At 72.5% G+C, this 20,646-nt stretch carries 20 protein-coding genes; 12 read left to right on the top strand and 8 right to left on the bottom strand.

Annotation, left to right across the window (positions count from 1 at the left end; genetic code table 11):
• The first annotated feature begins 46 nt into the window (after positions 1-46).
• On the top strand, positions 47-529 hold the full coding sequence (locus tag IEX37_RS11640) for an OsmC family protein (RefSeq protein WP_188756444.1): 483 nt from the start codon (positions 47-49) through the stop codon (positions 527-529).
• Positions 530-550: 21 nt separating this feature from the next.
• On the opposite strand, the gene IEX37_RS11635 is transcribed toward IEX37_RS11640, so the two are convergent.
• On the bottom strand, positions 551-1,327 hold the full coding sequence (locus IEX37_RS11635) for a lysophospholipid acyltransferase family protein (RefSeq protein ID WP_188756443.1): 777 nt from the start codon (positions 1,325-1,327) through the stop codon (positions 551-553).
• A 150-nt stretch (positions 1,328-1,477) separates the two neighbouring features.
• Between IEX37_RS11635 and IEX37_RS11630 the strand changes: the two genes are divergently transcribed.
• Together IEX37_RS11630 and dxr are read left to right on the top strand one after the other, a co-directional pair.
• Positions 1,478-2,425, top strand: coding sequence for an FKBP-type peptidyl-prolyl cis-trans isomerase (locus IEX37_RS11630; protein ID WP_188756442.1), 948 nt, complete (start codon positions 1,478-1,480; stop codon positions 2,423-2,425).
• On the top strand, positions 2,422-3,507 hold the full coding sequence (gene dxr, locus IEX37_RS11625; RefSeq protein ID WP_188756441.1) for a 1-deoxy-D-xylulose-5-phosphate reductoisomerase: 1,086 nt from the start codon (positions 2,422-2,424) through the stop codon (positions 3,505-3,507). Before IEX37_RS11630 ends, dxr begins: the two co-directional genes overlap by 4 nt.
• Positions 3,508-3,520: 13 nt before the next feature.
• Here dxr and IEX37_RS11620 read toward each other — a convergent pair whose 3' ends face one another.
• The 3 genes from IEX37_RS11620 to IEX37_RS11610 form a co-directional block, all read right to left on the bottom strand.
• The gene (locus IEX37_RS11620; protein WP_188756440.1) at positions 3,521-5,167 is read right to left on the bottom strand and encodes a Mur ligase family protein; all 1,647 of its coding nucleotides are present in this window, start codon (positions 5,165-5,167) and stop codon (positions 3,521-3,523) included.
• Between the two features lie 84 nt (positions 5,168-5,251).
• Entirely contained in the window at positions 5,252-5,968 is a 717-nt protein-coding gene (locus tag IEX37_RS11615; RefSeq protein ID WP_188756439.1) for a YcnI family protein, read from the bottom strand.
• Between the two features lie 126 nt (positions 5,969-6,094).
• Positions 6,095-6,700 (bottom strand): hypothetical protein, encoded by a 606-nt coding sequence (locus IEX37_RS11610; RefSeq protein ID WP_188756438.1) that lies wholly within the window; start codon positions 6,698-6,700, stop codon positions 6,095-6,097.
• Between the two features lie 109 nt (positions 6,701-6,809).
• Between IEX37_RS11610 and IEX37_RS11605 the strand changes: the two genes are divergently transcribed.
• Both IEX37_RS11605 and IEX37_RS11600 read left to right on the top strand, forming a co-directional pair.
• Positions 6,810-8,105, top strand: coding sequence for a M50 family metallopeptidase (locus IEX37_RS11605; protein ID WP_188756437.1), 1,296 nt, complete (start codon positions 6,810-6,812; stop codon positions 8,103-8,105).
• 53 nt (positions 8,106-8,158) lie between these two features.
• Positions 8,159-9,106 carry a DMT family transporter gene (locus IEX37_RS11600; RefSeq protein ID WP_188756436.1) on the top strand — a complete coding sequence of 316 codons (948 nt, stop codon included), beginning with the start codon at positions 8,159-8,161 and terminating at the stop codon, positions 9,104-9,106.
• A gap of 32 nt (positions 9,107-9,138) precedes the next feature.
• Here IEX37_RS11600 and IEX37_RS11595 read toward each other — a convergent pair whose 3' ends face one another.
• Entirely contained in the window at positions 9,139-11,079 is a 1,941-nt protein-coding gene (locus IEX37_RS11595) for an anthranilate synthase family protein (protein WP_188756435.1), read from the bottom strand.
• 229 nt (positions 11,080-11,308) lie between these two features.
• Here IEX37_RS11595 and ispG point away from each other — a divergent pair, with 229 nt between their 5' ends.
• Positions 11,309-12,439, top strand: coding sequence for a flavodoxin-dependent (E)-4-hydroxy-3-methylbut-2-enyl-diphosphate synthase (ispG, locus tag IEX37_RS11590; protein ID WP_188756455.1), 1,131 nt, complete (start codon positions 11,309-11,311; stop codon positions 12,437-12,439).
• Between the two features lie 7 nt (positions 12,440-12,446).
• Here the strand turns inward: ispG and IEX37_RS11585 are convergent, their stop codons facing one another.
• Both IEX37_RS11585 and IEX37_RS11580 read right to left on the bottom strand, forming a co-directional pair.
• Positions 12,447-12,803, bottom strand: coding sequence for a type II toxin-antitoxin system death-on-curing family toxin (locus tag IEX37_RS11585; protein ID WP_229663228.1), 357 nt, complete (start codon positions 12,801-12,803; stop codon positions 12,447-12,449).
• A gap of 11 nt (positions 12,804-12,814) precedes the next feature.
• Complete coding sequence (locus tag IEX37_RS11580) at positions 12,815-13,021, bottom strand: hypothetical protein (RefSeq protein ID WP_188756433.1); 207 nt, start codon at positions 13,019-13,021, stop codon at positions 12,815-12,817.
• 96 nt (positions 13,022-13,117) lie between these two features.
• Between IEX37_RS11580 and IEX37_RS11575 the strand changes: the two genes are divergently transcribed.
• Positions 13,118-13,750 carry an SIMPL domain-containing protein gene (locus IEX37_RS11575; protein WP_188756432.1) on the top strand — a complete coding sequence of 211 codons (633 nt, stop codon included), beginning with the start codon at positions 13,118-13,120 and terminating at the stop codon, positions 13,748-13,750.
• A 39-nt stretch (positions 13,751-13,789) separates the two neighbouring features.
• Here IEX37_RS11575 and IEX37_RS11570 read toward each other — a convergent pair whose 3' ends face one another.
• Complete coding sequence (locus IEX37_RS11570) at positions 13,790-14,695, bottom strand: LLM class flavin-dependent oxidoreductase (protein WP_188756431.1); 906 nt, start codon at positions 14,693-14,695, stop codon at positions 13,790-13,792.
• Between the two features lie 155 nt (positions 14,696-14,850).
• Here IEX37_RS11570 and IEX37_RS11565 point away from each other — a divergent pair, with 155 nt between their 5' ends.
• The 5 genes from IEX37_RS11565 to nusA all read left to right on the top strand — a co-directional run bounded on the left by IEX37_RS11565 (position 14,851) and on the right by nusA (position 20,496).
• Positions 14,851-15,330, top strand: a complete 480-nt coding sequence (locus tag IEX37_RS11565; RefSeq protein ID WP_188756430.1) for a small multi-drug export protein — start codon at positions 14,851-14,853, stop codon at positions 15,328-15,330.
• Between the two features lie 79 nt (positions 15,331-15,409).
• A complete protein-coding gene (locus IEX37_RS11560; RefSeq protein ID WP_188756429.1) occupies positions 15,410-16,486 on the top strand; it encodes a hypothetical protein in 1,077 nt (358 codons plus the stop codon).
• Between the two features lie 58 nt (positions 16,487-16,544).
• Positions 16,545-18,314 (top strand): proline--tRNA ligase, encoded by a 1,770-nt coding sequence (locus IEX37_RS11555; RefSeq protein ID WP_188756428.1) that lies wholly within the window; start codon positions 16,545-16,547, stop codon positions 18,312-18,314.
• A 52-nt stretch (positions 18,315-18,366) separates the two neighbouring features.
• The gene (locus IEX37_RS11550; RefSeq protein ID WP_188756427.1) at positions 18,367-19,398 is read left to right on the top strand and encodes an alpha/beta hydrolase; all 1,032 of its coding nucleotides are present in this window, start codon (positions 18,367-18,369) and stop codon (positions 19,396-19,398) included.
• A 108-nt stretch (positions 19,399-19,506) separates the two neighbouring features.
• The gene (gene nusA / locus IEX37_RS11545) at positions 19,507-20,496 is read left to right on the top strand and encodes a transcription termination factor NusA (RefSeq protein WP_188756426.1); all 990 of its coding nucleotides are present in this window, start codon (positions 19,507-19,509) and stop codon (positions 20,494-20,496) included.
• The last annotated feature ends 150 nt before the right edge of the window (positions 20,497-20,646 follow it).

Here is a 20,646-nt window from a genome sequence, read left to right as displayed (position 1 = left end):
GCTGGAGCCGCGGCTCGTGACCGGGGAGGCTGCCACACTGGGGATCATGCTCGGAGAACACCGCTACGCGCTCACGGCGACCTGGACGGGCAACCGCGGCACCGGGACGTCCGGCTATCGCGACTATGCGCGCGATGTCACGATCGAGGTGGAGGGCAAGCCGAGGCTGCTGGCCTCGGCCGACAAGCCGTTCCGCGGCGATGCGTCGCGGTGGAACCCGGAGGACATGCTGCTGGCCGCGCTCTCCGAGTGCCACCTGCTGTCCTACCTGCACGCGTGCGTCCAGGCGGGTGTCGTCGTGACGTCGTACGTCGACGACGCGACGGGGGTCATGCGTGAGGACGGCCGCGGGGGCGGCCGCTTCGTGGAGGTCGTGCTGCGCCCGCGCGTCACCGTCGCGGAGGCGTCGATGGTCGAGGCCGCCGAGGCGGCTCACGCGACCGCGAGCGGGTGGTGCTTCATCGCGGCCTCCGTCAACTTCCCCGTCCGGCACGACGCGGTCGTCACGGTCGCGGAGACCGTGGACTGACCGGGATCTGAGCGGGCGTCGTCAGCGGCGCTCGTGCGGCAGGGCGCGCTTGATCTTCTCCATGGGCGACTGCGCGGGCGACTCGTTGTAGGCGTCGGCCAGTTCCTGGCCCGAGAGCGCGTGGATCGCCGCCATGATCTCGTCCGTCGCCGTCCGCCGTGCCTTGCCCGAGGACGCCGGGCCGTGGTGCGACAGCTCCAGCGGCTCGCCGAAGCGGACGGTCACCCGCTGACGCAGGGAGGGGACGCGCGCGCCGACCGGCATGACCTTGTCCGTCCCCGTCAGGCCGACGGGGACCACGGGAGCGCCCGTCTGGAGCGCGAGGAACGCGACGCCCGTGCGGCCCTTGTACAGCCGGCCGTCGAGCGAGCGGGTCCCCTCGGGATACAGCGCCACGGCCGCGCCGGATTCGAGGATCTGGCGCTGCTGTTCGAGCGCCTCGAGTGCGGCCTGGCCCGCCCCCCGCCTGACGGGGATGGCACCGACCGCCGTGAACAGCACCTTCGACAGCCATCCCTGCAGTCCGCGGCCCTCGAAGTAGCTGGACTTGGCGAGGAAATGAACCGGGCGCGGCGCCACCGCGACGGGGATCGCGATCGAGTCGATGAACGACAGATGGTTGCTGGCGAAGATCACGGCGCCCGTGCGCGGGATGTTGCTCTTGCCCTCCACGCGCGGGCGGTAGACGGCCCGGGCCAGCGGTGCCAGCGCGAGACGGCCGAAAGTGTAGAACCAGCTGGGGCGGCGGGGATCCCCGGTCTCGTCGGGTTCCGGCGCGACGGATTCCGCAGAGCTCATTCGACGAGCGTATCGCCCGCTCCATGCGCGACCCGGCATGGGCGGGCGTGGGGCTGAGGCCGGTGTTCACGCACGATTCGCGAGACGTACAGCGCGTTCTGAAGCGACATGGGGGATGATGGACGCGTCCCCCACCGAACGAGGTACTCCGTGCGTTTCCGCTCTGCCGCTCTCCTGTCCACCGTCGCGATCGCGACGCTCGCTCTCGCCGGCTGCTCCAGCGTCCCCGGGACCGAGCCCGAGCCCACCGACGAGTCCGGCCTCTGCGCCGCGGCCCTTCCCGAGGGCGACGCCACGGCCTCGCTCGACATCGAGGGTGACGTCGGCGACGTGCCCGAGCTGCAGACGGAGGGACCGGTCGAGATCACGGAGCCCGTGCGCACGGTCGTCAGCGAGGGCGACGGCGCGCGTCTGCAGGAGGGCGACATGGTCGAGGTCGCCATGGCGATCTACGACGCGGTCACGGGAGAGCTCGTGCAGGTGGGCGGTTTCGACGAGCCCATGGTGCCGCAGGAGGTGAGCCCGAGCACCGGCTGGGGCCAGCTGCTCGGCTGCGTGCCCTCCGGCTCGCGCATCGCGGCAGCGGTGCCCGGCGGCGGCGGGGCGCAGGCCGCGGTGTACGTGATCGACGTCCTCGGTGTCGCGGACATCCCCGACCGGGCGTGGGGCGAGGACCGTCCCGCCGTCGAAGGACAGCCCGTCGTCGAGCTGGCCGAGAACGGCGCGCCGACCATCACCCTGCCCGACACCGATCCGCCCACCGAGACGGTCGTGACCACCCTCAAGGAGGGCGACGGCGCCGTCGTCGAAGCGGGCGACGACGTGCTCGCGATGTACACGGGCGTGCAGTGGTCGGACGGCAGCGTCTTCGACTCGAGCTGGGAGGCCGGCGTGCCGGTGCCCTTCAACATCGACGGCGTCGTCACCGGCTTCGGCAAGGCGCTCGAGGGCCAGAAGGTCGGTTCGCAGGTGCTCGTCAGCATGCCGCCCGAGGAGGGCTACCACATGGAGGGCTTCGAGAACCACCAGCTGTACGACGAGTCGCTCACCTTCGTCGTCGACATCCTGGCGTCCGGAAAGCCGATGACCCAGCCGTGACCGCGCGGCGCGTCGTCGTCCTCGGCTCGACCGGCTCGATCGGAACGCAGGCGCTGGACGTCGTCCGCGCCAACCCCGAGCGGTTCGCCGTGGTCGGGCTGTCGGCGGGATCGAATGCGGAGCTCCTGGCGGCGCAGGCCGCCGAGTTCGGCGTCGAGCACACGGCGCTCGGCGCGGACGACGCGGCACAGCTCGTGCGCGAGGTCGCGGCAGACGTCGTCGTCAACGGGATCACCGGCTCCGTCGGCCTCGGTCCGACGCTGGCCGCGCTCGAGGCCGGGCGCACGCTCGCGCTGGCCAACAAGGAGTCGCTGATCGTCGGCGGCGAGCTCGTGAAGCGTCTCGCGGCGCCCGGACAGATCGTGCCGGTGGACTCCGAGCACTCCGCGCTGGCCCAGGCCCTTCGCGCCGGGTCCTCCGGCGAGGTGCGCCGGCTCGTGCTGACGGCATCCGGCGGTCCCTTCCGCGGTCGCAGCCGGGAGTCACTCGCGGCGGTGACGCCCGCCGACGCCCTGGCCCATCCGACGTGGGACATGGGACGCGTCGTCACGACCAACTCCGCGACGCTCGTGAACAAGGGACTCGAGGTCATCGAGGCGCATCTGCTGTTCGACGTCCCTTACGACCGGATCGACGTGGTGGTGCACCCGCAGTCGATCGTGCACTCCATGGTCGAGTTCGTCGACGGCTCCACGATCGCCCAGGCGTCCCCGCCCGACATGCGCCTGCCGATCTCGCTCGGGCTCGACTGGCCGAACCGGGTGCCCGGCGTCGGCGCGCCGCTGGACTGGACGACGGCGTCCGCATGGACGTTCGAGCCGCTGGACGAGGAGGCGTTCCCGGCCGTCGGGCTCGCCAAGCAGGTCGGCCGCGCCGGTGGCACGTTCCCCAGCGTCTACAACGCCGCGAACGAGCAGGCCGTCGACGCGTTCCACGAGGGGCGACTGCCCTTCCTCGGCATCGTCGACACGGTGCGACGCGTGGTCGAGGCGCACGAGGCCCCGGCCGAACTCACGCTCGACTCCCTCGCCCACGCGGAGACCTGGGCCCGCGCGGAGGCGGACCGGATCATCTCGTCCTGACGGCCGGTTTCGGTCAGTACGGGACAGGCCAGGTGGGCTCAGGGACGGGCCAGCCCGCGTCGCGGAGGGCGCGGCGGGCGAGCTCGCGGGCCGAGTAGGGCGTGCGGACGCCGCGGATGTCGCGGTAGTCCTGGTGCCCGGGGCCGGCCCACAGGATGGCGTCTCCGGGGCCGACGAGGCGGACGGCCTCCACGATCGCGCGCTCCGGCGGAGAGATCTCGTGGATCTCGTGATCCGGGTCCGCCGCGCGCGCGCCCTCGAGCAGCATCGCGCGGATCGCGTCCGGGTCCTCGAAGCGCGGGTGGTGATCCGTGATGACGACGATGTCGCTGCCCTCGACCGCGGTGCGGCCCATGTCGTGCCGCTTGGTCTTGTCCCGGTCGCCGTCGGCGCCGAACAGCATGAGCACCTTGCCGGGCGTCACGCGGCGGACCGCGGCGAGCGTCTTGACGAACGCGTCGGGCGTGTGACCGAAGTCGACGTACACCGCGGGGCCCTCCTCGCCGGAGACCCGCTGCGTGCGGCCGGGAAGATGGGCGCGGATCCCGCCGTCGCGCTCCAGGGCGGCCGCGATGCGGTCCCACTCGTAGCCTGCCTCCAGCAGCATGACGATCGCGAGCCCCGCGTTCGACGCCATGTGCGGGCCGATGACGGGAACGGTCGTCGTGAGCGAGCGGCCGTCACGGTGCGCGAGGGTGAAGCGCGTGCCGCTCTGCTGCTCGTCGTCGATCGTGACGCGCCACTCGGCGCGCTCGGCGAGCGCGGGGTCGGCCGCGATCGCGGGAGCAGCGATCGTCACGACGGGGATCTCGGCCCGCGCGACGATGTCGGCGCCGGGAACCGAGTCGAGCGAGACCACGCCGCGGCGCGCCCGATCAGGCCGGAAGAAGGCGAGCTTCGCCTCGAAGTACTCCTCCATGTCGGCGTAGTCGTCGAGATGGTCGTGCGTCAGGTTCGTGAAGGACGCGACGTCGAACACGAGCCCGTCGACGCGGTGCCGCGTGAGCGCCTGCGCGCTCACCTCGACCGCGACGGCCTCGACCCCGCGCTCCCGCATCAGGGCGAGCAGCGCATGGAACTCGGACGCCTCGGGCGTGGTGAGGCGGGACACGATGACCTCGCCGGCGATGTGGCGCTCGGCCGTCGAAGACAGGCCCGAGACCACGCCCAGCTGCCCGAGGATGCCGTCGAGCAGGTGCGTGACGCTCGTCTTGCCGTTGGTTCCCGTCGTGCCGAGCAGCAGCGGCAGGCCGCCTCGGTCGGTGCCGTTCGCGGCATCGGCGGACTCATCCCGCGGCGCCGTGTCGTACACCCACGCGGAGAGCTCGCCGAGGATCGCGCGGGGGTCGTCGACGACGACGATCGGGAGCCCGGTCGACGCGGCGAGCTCGGCGCCCTCGGCGTCCGTGACGATCGCCGCCGCGCCCTTCTCCACAGCGACCGGGGCGAACTCCGCGCCGTGACGGTTCACGCCGCGTATCGCGACGAACGCCTCGCCGGCCCGCAGGTCACCCGTGGCGAGCGTGACGCCGGTGACGTCCACCCCCGCCACGGGGCCGCGCGTGTCGCGGCCGAAACGCGCGGCGAGCTCCGCGAGCGGCTTGCGCGGCGGGTGCTCCGGGCGCAGGACGGGAGGCAGGTTGGAGGGCGCGTTCGTCATGGCGGATCAAGTCTCGCACGGCCTTCCTGCGTGGCCCGCGGGCCCCGCGTCCGGCCGTGTCGGGCAGGACGCGGGGCCCGCGGGTCAGGCGCGGCCCGATCGGCGCCAGGCGAGGACGGACACCGCGAGCGCGGCGACGCCGGTCAGCAGCCCGCCCGCGCCGAGCGCGACGGGCATGGCCGAGGTCCCGTCGTCGCCGTCCGCTCCCGTGCCGGCCGTTTCGACGGGCTCGGCCAGCGTGACGAAGGGCGCGGGATGATCGAGGTCGTGCGGATCCTGCCCCTCGTCGGCGATCTGCGACCAGGACGTCGCGCCCTCGGCGCACACCTGCTCGACCGGGAAGGCGAGCACGGTTGGCGCGTCCGCCGCGTACTTGACGCCGAGGGTCACGGTCGCTCGCAGGTGGTCCGGCACGGGATCATCGGTCGTGTAGACGACGCTCGTGACGAGGCCGTTGCCCGGGTCGCGCTCGACCTCGATCTCCCAGCCGGGCTGAACGGTCGGTGAGACCGAGTCCAGGCCGTCGGGGATGTCGATGTGCAGCGCGGTCGTGGGCGACCCGCTGCAGCCGTGGGAGAACGCGAACGTCAGGACGTCGTAGCCGCCCGCCGTGGGCGAGTCGGGCGTGACGGTGACGTGCGCGGTGGCGGCCCCGGGCGTGAGCAGGACGAAGCCCGCCGCGAGGGTCGCCGTCGCGGCGGCTCCGGCGATTCGGCGCGCGCCGTGGCGCCGGCTCCGACGGGCGACGGCGGGCGCCCACGAGCGGCGCGGGGTGGGGTGAGCGGTCGTGATGTGCAGCATGGATGTTCTCTTCTCGATCCGGCGACGGCGCGTGGGCGCGCGTCGCGAAGGGGAGCGCGGCTGTCCGCGCGGTGTCGAGGCAGGCGCGCGCGCTCGCCCCGACCCGGCGGGCGGGCGGGCGAAGCGTCAGGCGCGCGACGGGCTCGGCGGCCCGCGCCGCCGCATCGAGGAGAGGAAGCGGCGCTCGATGGGCGCAGCGGGCCCAGCGGCGCAGGGGAGCGCGATCCGGGATCGCACCGGGAGCTGCGGCAGCTCGACGCGGTGCAGGATCGCGAGCGTCTCGCGCGCGATCGCGCGCAGGAGCTGTTCGCCGCGCCAGAGCAGGGCGATCGTCAGCAGCGCCGCGGCCGCGTGTGCCACGGGCATGAGGGCGGCATCGCCCGGCGCTCCGGAGCCGAGGAGCGCGTGCTCCAGCAGGGGAGCCGCGGCGTGATGGTGGTGCCCGTGACCGGATGTCGCCGCGACCCCTCCGGCCGCGGCCGGGCCGCCGATCCACTCGAAGGCCGCATGGAAGGCCACCTGGCTCACAGCGACGGCGCCCGACAGCCGGGGCAGGCTGGGGCGCGGGCCCACCACCGCGGCCGCGAGCGGCGTCAGGAGCAGGGTCACAGCGACGACCAGCAGGGCCGTCGGCGCCGGACCGCCCGCGATTGTGTGGGAGACGGCGGCGAGCAGCGTCGCCACGCCCGCCGCGACAGCGCCGCGGAGCGCGCGCTGCTGCCGGGCCGTCATGCCTTCAACCTACTCCTGCCGGTGGGGGATGGGTGAGCGGTTGGTGACGCGGGGCGACGCAGGGTGCGGCGCCCGGCCGATTCAAAGCCGTCGGCAGTAGCGTGGAGGCGTGACTGTCCTGGCGTTCGTCATCGGCGTGCTCGTGGTGGTCGTCGGACTGGCCGTGTCCATCGCGTTGCACGAGATCGGGCACCTGGCGCCCGCCAAGCTCTTCCGCGTGCGCGTGGGGCAGTACATGGTCGGCTTCGGCCCCACGCTCTGGTCGCGGCGGATCGGGGAGACCGAGTACGGCATCAAGGCGCTCCCCCTGGGCGGCTTCATCTCGATGTCCGGGATGTACCCGCGCGCCCGCGACGACGGCAGGGCCGGCGGCGGCCTGTTCGCCACGCTCGTGCAGGACGCCCGCGACGCCAACGCGGAGACGCTCGAGGGCGTCGACGATTCGCGCACCTTCTACCGGCTGCCGGTGTGGAAGCGCATCGTCGTGATGCTCGGCGGGCCGTTCATGAATCTGCTGCTCGCGATCGTGCTCTTCGCCGTGCTGTACAGCGGCCTCGGGATGCCGCAGCACACCACCACCGTCGCCTCCGTGTCGGAGTGCGTGCTGCCGGCGGACGCCGCCGCGACCGAGTGCGGGCCCGGCGATCCGCCGTCGCCCGCGAGTGCCGCGGGGCTGCAGCCGGGGGACGAGCTGGTGTCGCTCGCGGGCCGCCCTGTGTCGACCTTCGCCGAGGCCTCCGCCATCATCCGGGAGCACCCCGGACAGCGCATCCCCGTGGTCGTGGAGCGGGACGGCTCGGAGCGCACGCTCCAGCTCACGCCCGTCCTCGCCCAGAATGAGTACGTGGACGCCGCGGGGCGGACGGTCGTCGACGAGGTCGGCTTCGCGGGGCTGAGCCCCGCGGCGGAGCGCGTGGCCCAGCCGCTGTGGGCGGGCCCGCAGGCCGCGTTCGAGAACGTCGGGCTCGTCACCGGCATCGTGGCGCAGCTGCCCGCGCGGCTCTGGGACACCGCCGTCGACCTGTTCACGGGCCAGGAACGCGATCCCGACGGCCCGCTCAGCGTCATCGGCGTGGGGCGGCTGGCGGGCGAGGTCGCCGCCACCGAGGCGCCCATCGTCGACCGCGTGGCCGTGATGATCGGACTGCTCGGAGCCGTCAACATCGCGCTGTTCGTCTTCAACCTCATCCCGCTGCTGCCGCTCGACGGCGGGCACGTCGCGATCGCCCTGTGGGACGGGATCCGGCGCGCATGGGCGAAGCTCTTCCGGCGTCCGCCGCCGGCGCCGACCGACGCGACGCGACTGGTCCCCGTGACGCTGCTCGTCGTCGCGCTCCTGATCGGCATGGCCGCGCTGCTGTTCGCCGCCGACATCTTCAACCCCATCCGCCTCGTCGGCGGCTGACGCCCCGGCGCCCCGCGGGTCGGCGCCGGGCGCTGCGCCCTAGACTGAGCCGGATGTCCCGGAACGCCGCTGTCCCCACCGACGCGCGGCGGCGCACCCTCGGCTACCTCGCCCTTGTGGGAGCGACGCTGTCGTGGGCGGGCAACTACCTGCTCGGAGTGATCGCCGTCGCCGAGACGGATCCGGTCAGCCTCACGTGGATGAGATGGGTGCTGGCGACGGCGCCCCTGTTCGCGATCGCCCAGCTCGTCGAGCGTCCGGACTGGCGAGCGGTGCTGCAGTCGTGGCCGCGGCTGGCCCTGTTGGGGCTCATCGGTGTCGCCGGCTACAACCTGCTGCTGTATGCGGCGCTCGACACGGAGACGCCGTTCCAACTCTCGCTCATCAACGCCTTCAACCCCGCGCTCATCGCGATCGCCGCGGTCGTGTTCCTCGGCGCGCGGCTGGGCTGGCGCGGTGTGGCGGGGATCCTGCTCGCGCTCGCGGGAGTGCTCTGGATCGTCTCCGGCGGGCGTCCGCTGGCCATCCTGGAGCACCCGCCGCGGATCGGCAGCCTGATCATGCTCGGCGCGATCATCGCCTGGACCGCCTACACGATCATCGGCCGCTCGGGCCCGCGCCTGCCGCCGATCTCGGCCGTGGCCGTGCAGGGACTGATCGTCGCCGTCTGTCTGACGCCGTTCGTCCTGGCCCAGGGGCTGAGTCTGCCGCAGACGACCGCCGGTGCGTGGTCGCTGGCATACATCGCGGTGTTCCCGTCGATCGTGTCGTACGTGCTGTGGAACTACGCGCTGCAGCACGTGCCGCCCGCCCAGGCCGGCGTCTCCCTCAACCTCATCACGGTGTTCACGGCGATCGCCACGGTACTGCTCGGCATGGCGATCACGGTGCCGCAGGTCGTGGGCGGGGTGCTCGTGCTGGCCGGCGTCGTGCTCGCGCAGGAACGTCCCCGGCCGGCGCCCCCGGAGCGCTCCCGTCGGGCGGGCCGCCGCGGCTCCTGATCCGCCGCAGCCGGAGGGCCGCGGCCTGCGGATCAGGCGAGGGCGTGGGTGACCAGGCGCTCCAGGGTGCGCATGCCGTCGCGCGACAGGATCGACTCCAGGTGGCCCTGCACGGACGCGAAGCCGCGGCCACGGAGGGCGTAGACGTCGCCGGAGTCGTCCGCGGCGACCTCGACCGTGCCGACGTCGCCGCAGCGCGTCTCGCTCGGGGTGAGTCGAGCGACGCCCGGCAGCACGCGCGCCGTGAACGTGTTGTAGAACCCGATCGAGGCCGGCTCGCCGAACACGTCCACGGTCTTCTGCAGCCCCTGGTGGGGGCTCGCGAGCGGGGTGAGCCCGATCCCGAGCCGGTCGCTCAGGATCTGGTGGCTCAGGCACACGGCCAGCAGCGGCGCGCCGGTCTCCAGGCGTCGGCCGACGATGTGCCGCATGCGCGCGATGCGAGCGCTGTGTCCGTCCCGCGGGTCGCCGGGGCCGGGACCGGCGACGACGAGCTCGGCGGCGTCCACCTCGGCGTCGGTCGGCTCCGACCAGTGCGCGATGCGCACGTCCAGGCCGAGGTGCCGCAGCTGGTGCGCGAGCATGGTCGTGAAACGGTCCTCCGCGTCCACGACCAGAGCCGATCGGCCCGTGAGCGGACCGGGCACCGGGTCCTGCGGGTCGAGCCAGAACCGGGCGAGCCGCGCGTTGCGCGAGGCGAGCAGCTCCGCGATGCGCGGATCCTCCGCGAGCGGCCGACGCGGGGCGGGGGCATCCGGGTCCTCGGGCGTGGTGTCGCGGGGCACCGCGCCGATCGCGCCCAGCACGCCCGCGGCCTTGCCGTGGGTCTCGTTGACCTCGCCGTACGGGTCGGAGTGCCGCACCAGGGTCGCGCCCACGGGCACGCGCAGCTGTCCGTCGACCAGGTGGGCCGTGCGGATCAGGATCGGCGCGTCCAGGTCGTGGCCGCCGCCCTCGCGCGGCGTGAACAGCGCGGCGACGCCCGAGTAGTAGCCGCGGGGCACGCGCTCATGGCGGCGGATGACCGCGCACGCGTTCTGCATCGGCGAACCCGTGACGGTGGGGGCGAACATCGTCTCGCGCAGGATCTCGCGCGGATCGAGCCGGCTCGTACCGCGCAGCATGTACTCGGTGTGCGTGAGCCGCGACATCTCCTTCAGGTGCGGGCCCGTGATGCGGCCGCCGTCGCTGCAGACGGCGCTCATCATCTTCAGCTCCTCGTCGACGACCATGAAGAGCTCCTCGGTCTCCTTGGTGTCGGTCAGGAACTCCGCGAGCGTCTCGACCGTCGCGCCGCCTGCGGGGTGGCGGAAGGTGCCGGAGATGGGGTTCATCGTCACCGTGCCGGCCGTGCCGGCGCCGGCGGCCTGCGCGCTCACGTGCGCCTCCGGGCTCGCCCCCACGGCGATGTAGTCGGGCGTGACGACCGCGAACGTCCAGTAGGCGCCCCGTTCGTGCTCCAGCAGCGCGCGGAACCACGTGAGCGCGGCGTGACGCGGCTCGGCGTCGACGCGTGCGACGTAGTCGCGGCGGATCACGAAGTTCGCGCCCTGCCCGCGTCCGATCTCGTCGGCGATCACGCGCCGCACGATGTCGGCGTACTCCTCGTCGTCGACGTCGAACCCGGCGTCGTGCAGCGGGACGGGCTCGGTCGGGAGAGACGCCATCACGTCCGCGAGCGGAACCGTCGCTCGCGACTCGACCAGCAGACACCGCAGCGGCACGCCGTCGTCGTGCGCCTCGAAGCCACGCTCGCGCACCTGCCGGTACGGCACGAGCGCGAGCACCTCGCGGGGCGCACCGGTCTCATCGTGCAGCGGGATGTCCGCCAGCAGCTCGACGTCGGCGATCGGGCCCGTGAGGACCTCGACCGCCTCGACCGCTCCGGTGTCCGGCTCGTCGCGCGCGATCAACGCGAACGATGACTCGGGGTCGGCGGCCAGGCGGGCGATCAGGTCGGCGGTGCCGGTCATGGGGGTCTCCTCGGCGGTGGCGCTTCGACGGGGTGGGCGGCCGCCATGCAGAAAGACCGCCCGCCCCGTGACGGGGATGGCGGTCGGTTCGTGGTTCGCGAAAGCGCCGCCTAGGAGGCGGGCCACCAGCCGGTGCGGTTCGCGAGCATGCTGTGAACGTACCACAGCGCGGCGCCCCCTCACCGCGAGGCGGCGTACCCTGGAGGGCGTGCCTGCCGTGAATCTCGGGATCCCCCGCGTCCCCGAAACGCTCGCCCCCCGTCGGAAGTCCCGCCAGATCCGGGTGGGCAAGGTCCTCGTCGGCGGCGACGCGCCCATCAGCGTCCAGTCCATGACGACGACGCCGACGACCGACATCAACGCGACGCTGCAGCAGATCGCCGAGCTGACGGCGTCGGGCTGCGAGATCGTGCGCGTCGCCGTGCCCAGCCAGGACGACGCCGACGTGCTGCACATCATCGCGAAGAAGAGCCAGATCCCGGTCATCGCGGACATCCACTTCCAGCCGAAGTACGTCTTCCAGGCGATCGACGCCGGCTGCGCCGCCGTGCGTGTGAACCCGGGCAACATCCGCAAGTTCGACGACCAGGTGGGCGCGATCGCCCAGGCCGCGCGGGCGGCCGGCGTGTCGCTGCGCATCGGCGTCAACGCGGGTTCTCTCGACCGCCGGCTGCTGGAGAAGTACGGCAAGGCCACACCGGAGGCGCTCGTGGAGTCGGCCGTGTGGGAGGCGAGCCTGTTCGAGGAGCACGACTTCCACGACTTCAAGATCTCGGTCAAGCACAACGACCCGATCGTGATGGTCAAGGCGTATCGCCTGCTCGCCGAGCGGGGCGACTGGCCTCTGCACCTCGGCGTGACCGAGGCCGGACCCGCGTTCCAGGGCACGATCAAGAGCGCGACGGCGTTCGGCATCCTGCTCGCCGAGGGCATCGGCGACACGATCCGCGTGTCCCTGTCGGCGCCGCCGGCCGAGGAGGTCAAGGTCGGCCACCAGATCCTGCAGTCGCTCAACCTGCGCGAGCGCAAGCTCGAGATCGTCTCGTGCCCGTCGTGCGGACGAGCCCAGGTGGACGTCTACACCCTGGCCGACAACGTCACCGAGGGTCTCAAGGACATGACCGTGCCGCTGCGCGTGGCGGTCATGGGCTGCGTCGTCAACGGACCAGGCGAGGCGCGCGAGGCCGACCTCGGCGTGGCCAGCGGCAACGGCAAGGGGCAGATTTTCGTGAAGGGCGAGGTCATCAAGACCGTGCCCGAGTCGGAGATCGTCGCGACCCTCATCGAGGAGGCCAACCGCATCGCCGCCGAGATGGGCCCGGACGCCCCCCTGGGCACCGCGCAGGTCGTCACGGCCTGACGCCGCTTCAGCGGGGCGCGAGATGCTCCGTGAGCATGGTGGCGGAGCGCTCGAGATCGATGGCGCCGCTGGCGACTCCCACGACGTAGTCGAAGGCCTCGTCCGTGGTGAACGTGTGCCTGACCCCATTGAGTGCCAGAAAGTGCAGCGTCAGCATCCAGGCGGTGCGCTTGTTGCCGTCGACGAGCGGGTGGTTGCGCGCGAGCGACTCGAGTAAGGCTGCGGCCTTCTCAGCCAGCGTCGGGTAGACGTCCGTGCCGCCGAACCCTGCCTCGGGTCGTGCCACCGCCGACGCCAGCAGCCCCGCGTCTCGGACATGGAATCCGAGCCATTCCACGACCGCGAGCGCGTCGTCCAGCGTCATATAGCGGATCATCAGGCGTCTTCGAGTCGGCGGAGCACTTCCGCCTCCTCAGCGACGAGCTGCTCGAAATCGCGTCTCAGCTGCGCGCGCTGCAGGCGCTCGCGCACGAGCTGCTCGACGCCGCTCACGATGAGCGCGTGCTTGGATGTGCGCTCGGCCGCGGCGATCGTGGCGAGGGCCTCGTCGAGCTCGGGCGGGAGACGCAGGTTGGTGGCCATGCGCCCATGGTACCGAAATGGTACCGGTACGGAAACGGCTCGGGCTCCGGGCGGGAAGCGCTGGAAGGCGTCGCGTGCCGCGGATAGGCTCCGGCCATGGTCACCATCACGGTCGAGGGAACGCACGTGCTCGCTCAGCCGGCCGAGCGCGGCGCTCTCGCGCTCGACGTCGCTGCGCAGGGCGCCGACCGCGATGACGTCGTCGCGCGGCACGCGGCGCTGCACAACGAACTCGCCGGCATCGCCCGCGGACGGCGCGATGCCGGCGTGGCGTCGGCCTTCGACGCCGGCAGCCCGTGGGCCTGGACCGAGCGACCTCACACGGGGCCGGACCGACAGGGCCCGCCGATCCATCACGTCACCTCGACCATCACCGTGACGTACGTCGACCTCGACGCGCTCGCCGCCGACGTCGGCGCTTTCGCGGTGCGGGCCGGCGTCGGCGTGCAGCCGGTGCGGTGGGACCTGTCGCCCGAGAGTCGGGAGGCGCTCCTCGACGCGGCGCGCGGGCGCGCGGTGGACGATGCGATGCGCCGCGCGCGGTCGTACGCGGCGGCGATCCGGCCCGGCGGGCCGACGGAACCGACGCTCGTGAGCGTCGCCGAACGCGCCGTCCACGGGGGCGGGCCGGGGCTTCCCATGCTGGCTCGCGCCGAGGCCGCCGGCCCCGCCTACACCACGCCCGAGATCCAGGTCGAGGCCGCGATCGTCGCGACGTTCGAGCTCTGACGAAGCGGATCCGCCGGCCGGCGGAGCGGGGGACCGGGCTCACCCGACGTGCGCCGCAACCTCCGCCAGGAAGCGGTCGCCCCGGTCGGCGAGCCCGGCCACGTCCCGCACGGACGTCAGCGGCAGGATGAACTCGTCCACGCCGGCCTCGGCGTACGCCGCCATCGTGTCGACGAGCTGTTGCGCCGAGCCGCCGATCGCGGGTCGGCCCTTCGCCCTGATCTCGGCCGCGCGCTCGGCGTCGTCGAAGAACACCAGCGCCTGTGTCGTGCGCCACAGCGAGGCGGGGTCGCGCCCGGCGTCCTCGAGGGCGGCGGTGAAGATCCGGTTCTTCGCCGTGAACAGGTCGGGCGTGGCCCACATGTTCCACTCGTCGGCGTAGCGGGCGACGAGTTTGGGCATCACCTTCTCGCCCTTGCCGCCGATCAGGATCGGCAGCGTCGGGTGCGGTCTCGGATTCAGCGAGGCGCGCTCGAGCCGGTAGCGCTCGCCCGAGAAATCGCTGAACTCGTCGTCGCGCAGCCGGGTGATGACCTCGAGCGCCTCCCGGAACCAGCGGATCCGGCTCGGCACGTCCCCGAACTCGATGCCGAACGCGCGGTGTTCGTTCTCCTGCCACCCTGCCCCGAGCCCCAGCACGAACCGGCCGTCCGAGATGTCGCTGAGGGCCGCGGCCTGCTTCGCGACCACGGCGGGATGGCGGTAGGTGTTGCCGAGCACGAGGGACCCGATGCGCAGGTCCGGCACGGTCGCCGCGATGGCCGTCAGCTGCGTCAGCGCCTCCCCGCGCGCGCCGTCGTTGGGTTCGGGCGCGTTGTCCATGAAGTGGTCCTCGAGCCACAGGCCGCGCCATCCGGGTCCTGCCGCGGTGCTCGCCGCGTGGAGCGCGGCGGCGTGCAGATCCCGCCAGGGGAGGTTCGCGGGGAGCCAGAGACTGAACTTCATGCTCCGAGCGTAGCGACGTGGCCCTGCGCCGGGCACTCGGCTCCGGCCGCGATCGGCCACGGGTCGGATGCGGGATCCGCCGCGCGGGGGAGGCGTGGAGACACGGGGCGCCGTAGCGTCGAGGGCGAACCACCGACCGACAGGAGACCCTTCCCGTGCTCGATCAGCTGCAGTCCTTCGCCGAGTCCCTTCCCGCCGCCGTCCAGTGGCTGGGCATCATCCTGCTGGGGGCCATTCCGTTCGTCGAGTCGTACCTCGGCTCGGTCATCGGCATCGTGGCGGGCCTGTCGCCGTGGGTGGCGATCCCCGCCGCGATCGTGGGCAACGTCATCTCGATGCTCGCCTTCGTCTTCACGGCGCACGGCGTGCGGCAGGCGGCGACCAAGGGCCGCGAGGCACCGGCACTGTCGCCGCGCCGCCAGCGCCTCAAGGAGCGCTTCGACCGCTACGGCGTGGCCGGCGTCAGCCTGCTCGGCCAGCTGGTCCTGCCCAGCCAGATCACGTCGGCGGCGATCGTCGGCTTCGGCGCCTCCCGCAACGCCGTGATCCTCTGGCAGACGATCTCGATCATCCTGTGGGGCGTGCTGTTCGGCGTGCTCGCGATGCTCGGTGTCAACATCATCGGCCGCGCGTGAGCCGCGTGCCGTGGAGGGGCGGGGGCGACGTGTCGGATTCGTTATCCAGCGCGTCGTCGCCGAACCCTAGGGTGAAGGCGTGATCCCCTCCCCGCGCCGCGCACGGCGCCTCGCGCCCGCCCTCCTCGCCGGCCTCGCTCTCCTCCTCTCGGCGTGCGCGACGCCCGTCGAGCCCGCCGCGTCGCCGAGCCCGTCGGCTCCGACGGTGGCGCCCACCGCGTCCGCCGCGCCCTTACCGAGCCCCTCGCCGGAACCGGTCCGCGCCGAGCGCGCCGCGTTCGACGGCGACTGCACGAGGCTGTTCTCGCAGCAGGAGGTGAGCGAGTTCCTCGGAACGGACGTCCAGCTCCTTGCAGCCTCCGCGGACTTGGATGACCAATTCGTACCCGACTTCGCCGCGTCGCTCGAGGCGAGCAAGACGCTGTGGTGCGTATGGGCGAGGGGCGACAACAATGAAGTCCCGCGCTCCCTGGAGGTGACGGCTCTGCCGGTTACCCTCCTTCGGCACGGCGCAGCGGACACCGCAGCCGAGTGCGTGCCGGATGGGCGCGGTGGCCACACACTGCATTGTGATGCAGCGCTGGTGAGGGCCGGCGCTTGGATCCGGGTGTCGTGGGCAGCACTCGCGGAGATGGGCGCGCCCGAGGCACAGCGCGTCACGGGCGAGCTCTTGGACGACATCGCCGGGCGTCTTGCGGCGGACGGCGGCCCGATCGTGCAACGACATTCCGCGTGGCCGCGCGTCACCTGTGATGAGTTGACGGATGGCGTGCGACGCGACTTTCCCGGGGCGGAGGCGGGCATACCGACCGATACGGCGCCCGGTGGACCGACGTGGCAGGCACTGGAGGACACCGGTCTCATGCTGCTGTGCGGTTGGGTGCGCTACGAGCCGTATTTCTCCTTCCACGCCTGGCTTCAGCATGACGTCGGCGCGCCCACCGATGATCAGCTCGGCGACGCCGAGTCCGTGAGCGTGGACGGAGCCGACGCCGCCTATCTCGTCCCCGGCCGGTTCCTGACCGCGGTCCTCGTCGTGGGGGAGAGCCGGATCACCGTCGGTGGGACCAGCGAGTCGACGGCGGAGGAGTTGCTCGCGGCGGCGCGCACGACGATCACGGCTCTCGCGGACGCCGGCGCGATCGAGCGCCGGTGAGCGGGCCGGTCCGGCCGGGGCCGCGCGTGAGCCGCGTGCGGGCCTAGACTGAACGCTCGTGGTCACCCGTCTTTCGCACTTCTTCCTCCGCACGCTCCGCGAGGACCCGGCCGACGCCGAGGTCACGAGCCATCGGCTGCTGGTCCGCGCCGGGTACATCCGGCGGCAGGCGCCCGGTGTGTTCGCGTGGCTGCCGCTCGGTCTGCGGGTGAAGGCCAGGCTCGAGACGATCATCCGCGAGGAGATGGCGGCGGCCGGCGCGTACGAGGTGCACTTCCCCGCGCTGCTGCCGCGCGAGCCCTACGAGGCGTCGGGGCGGTGGGAGGAGTACGGCGACGCGCTGTTCCGGCTCAAGGACCGCAAGGGTGCCGACTACCTGCTCGCGCCCACGCACGAGGAGGTCTTCACGCTGCTGGTGAAGGACCTGTACTCGTCGTACAAGGACCTTCCGCTGACGATCTACCAGATCCAGGACAAGTACCGGGATGAGGCGCGGCCGCGCGCCGGACTCCTCCGCGGTCGCGAGTTCACGATGAAGGACGCGTACTCGTTCGACTACACGGACGAGGGCCTGGACGCGTCGTACCAGGCACAGCGCGACGCGTACGAGCGGATCTTCCAGCGCCTGGGCCTGGAGTACGTGATCGTGCAGGCCGACGCGGGCGCCATGGGCGGCTCGCGCAGCGAGGAGTTCCTGCACCCGACGCCCGTCGGCGAGGACACCTTCGTGCGCAGCGAGGGCGGGTACGCCGCGAACGTCGAGGCGTTCACGACCGTCGCGCCCGATCCGATCCCGTTCGACGGGCAGCCGGCGCCCGCGATCTTCGACTCGCCCGGCACTCCCACGATCCAGACGCTCGTCGACCACGCCAACGCGGTGCTCGACAAGCCGGCGACGGGGGCGTGGACGGCGGCGCACACGCTCAAGAACGTGGTGCTCGCGCTGACGCACCTGGACGGGACCCGCGAGGTCGTCGTCGTCGGCGTCCCCGGCGATCGGGACATCGACCCCAAGCGCGCCGAGGTCGCGTTCGCGCCCGCCGAGGTCGAGGCGGCGACCGACGAGGACTTCGAGCGCCACCCGCTGCTGGTCCGGGGCTACATCGGGCCGTGGTCCGACACCGGCCCGATCCTCGGCGAGGAGTCGGCCACCGGCATCCGCTACTTCCTGGACCCACGGGTCGTGGACGGCACGAGCTGGATCACCGGGGCCAACCAGCACGAGAAGCACGTGCACTCGCTCGTCGCGGGCCGCGACTTCACGGCCGACGGCTTCGTGGAGGTCGCCGCCGTGCGCGAGGGCGACCCGGCGCCGGACGGCTCCGGGCCGGTCACGCTCGCGCGCGGCATGGAGATCGGCCACGTCTTCCAGCTCGGGCGCAAGTACGCCGAGGCGCTGGGGCTGAAGGTGCTCGACGAGAACGGCAAGCTCGTCACCGTCACGATGGGCTCCTACGGCATCGGCGTCACCCGCATCCTCGCGATCATCGCCGAGCTGTTCAACGACGATCGCGGGCTCATCTGGCCCGAGTCGGTGGCCCCGTTCGACGTCCACGTCGTCGCGACCGGCAAGGGCGCGGAGGCGTACGACCTCGCCGAGTCGGTGATCGGTGAGCTCGAGGCCGCCGGTCTCGACGTGCTGTTCGACGACCGTCCGAAGGCGTCGCCCGGGGTGAAGTTCGGCGACGCCGAGCTGATCGGAGTGCCGCGCCTGCTCGTGGTGGGTCGCGGCGCGGCCGACGGCGAGGTCGAGCTGTGGGATCGTCGTTCCGGCGAGCGCGAGACCGTGCCCGCCGCGGACGCGGTCGCGCGGCTGACGGCCCGCTGAGGCGCCCGCGCAGCGCTGGTCCCGCTGCGGTCGCACCCGCTATCGTGACGGCGTGGGCACGGCGGATCGCAGGCGGCTTCCGGGACAGCGGCGTCCGTCCCGGGTTCTTCCGCTGACGGCGCTCGCCCTCGGTGCGGCCGGCGCCGCGGGGGCGGCGCTCGCCTCGCCGTGGCCGGCCGCGATGCTCATCCGTGCGATCTTCGAGAAGAGCGCGCGCGCCACGGCCGCGGAGATGGCCGCGTACGAGCCGGCCGGGGGCCTCCGGGAGACGCTCGACGTGGTCTACGGCGGCGCCGGAGCGCGCACCAGCCTGGACGTGTTCTCGCCCGGGGCTGACGAAGATCCGCGAGCGACGGTCGTGTGGATCCACGGCGGCGCATGGATCTCCGGGTCCAAGGAGGACGTCCGTCCGTACGCGCGGATGCTGGCGGCCGAGGGGTACACGGCCGTCGCGGTGAGCTACGGCGTGGCTCCCGAGAGCCCGTATCCGTCGGCCCTGGCGCAGGTGAACGCCGCGCTCGGGTTCCTCGTCGCGCGCGCACGGGAGTTCCGCGTCGATCCGGCGCGCATCGTGCTCGCGGGCGACTCGGCGGGAGCCAACCTCGCCAGCCAGCTGGCCGTCGTCACGACCCGGCCCGACTACGCGCGTGAGGTCGGCGTCCGCCCGGCCCTGCAGCCCGAGCAGCTGCGCGGGGTCGTGCTGAACTGCGGGATCTACGACGTGAGCGACATCCCCCGGGCGCCCGGAGTCACCGGCTGGGGCTTCCGGATCGCGCTGCGCGCGTATCTGGGCCGCGGCTGGCAGGACTCGCAGGGCGACCGCCGGATGTCGACCGTCGACTGGGTCGACGAGAACTTTCCCCGCGCATGGATCTCCGGCGGCAACGGGGACACGCTCACGGCCGGCCAGTCCCGCCCGTTCGCCGCGCGGCTGGAGCGTCTCGGCGTCGATGTCACGACCCTCTTCTACCCCGGCGACCACGTGCCGTCCCTCCCGCACGAGTACCAGTTCCACCTGGACTTCGAGGACGCCCGCCGCGCATTCGACTCGACCGTCGCGTTCCTGAACCGCGTCACCCGGTAGGCGCCGGGGCGGCGCGCCGACTCACAGCATGCGGATCGTCGTCGTCGGGTAATGTCAGGGGGATATCGGCGGGACGTATGCCGGTGAGAGCTGAATAGGGAGGTCGCTGTGGACATCGATCTGGGGCTGCTGCGCACGGTCGAACGCGAGAAGGAGATCCCCTTCGACGAGCTGGTACGGATCATCGAGCAGGCGATCCTCACCGCCTACGGCAAGCATGTCTCGCAGAGCGGCGAGGTGCCCCAGGGTGTCCGCGCTCAGCTCGACCGCAAGACCGGCCACGTGGGCATCTTCGTGCCCGTGCTCGACGACTCCGGCGCGGTCATCGGCGAGGAGGAGACGACGCCGGACGACTTCGGGCGGATCGCGGCGTTCGCCGCCAAGCAGGTCATCAGCCAGCGACTGCGCGACATCGCCGACGACGCCGTGCTGGGCGAGTTCCGCGGCAAGGAGGGCGACATCGTCGCGGGGGTCGTGCAGCAGGGACCGAACCCGCGCATGATCCACGTGGACCTCGGCTCCGTCGAGGCGATCCTGCCGCCGGAGGAGCAGGTGCCCGGCGAGGAGTACCGCCACGGTTCTCGTCTCCGCGTCTACGTGACGAGCGTGTCCAAGGGGACGAAGGGGCCGTCCATCACGGTCTCGCGGACGCATCCCGGACTGGTGCGCAAGCTGTTCGCGCTGGAGGTCCCGGAGATCGCCGCGGGCCTCGTGGAGATCACGTCGCTCGCGCGGGAGGCGGGGCACCGGACGAAGATCGCGGTCAAGGCCAACGATCCGACGATCAACGCCAAGGGCGCGTGCATCGGCGAGCTCGGACGGCGCGTGCGCGCCGTGACCGAGGAGCTGAGCGGCGAGAAGATCGACATCGTCGACTACGACCCCGAGCTGGCGAAGTTCGTCGCGAACGCGCTGTCGCCCGCCAAGGTCACCTCGAGCTTCGTCCTCGACGCGACCACGAAGGCCGTCCGCGCGCTCGTGCCCGACTATCAGCTGTCGCTCGCGATCGGCAAGGAGGGCCAGAACGCCCGCCTCGCGGCCAAGCTCACGGGCGCGAAGATCGACATCCAGCCCGACAGCATCCTCGAGTCCGAGTAGCCACACCCACTCGACGGCAACCTCAACCCCGTGCGAGCGTAGCGAGCGTGCGGGCGCGAGTGCGCCCGCCACCAGGCGCGCAGCGCCGGCGCGCTGGAGCGAAGCGGAAGCGCCTCCCTCGCGGAGCGGCCCCTTGGGGTCCGACGCGTG

The organism is Microbacterium album, assembly GCF_014643695.1.
In the GTDB taxonomy this organism is placed as follows: Bacteria; Actinomycetota; Actinomycetes; order Actinomycetales; family Microbacteriaceae; genus Microbacterium; species Microbacterium album.
The sequence above is the reverse complement of the archived record's forward strand: the minus strand, read 5'-3'. Positions and strand labels throughout refer to the sequence as shown.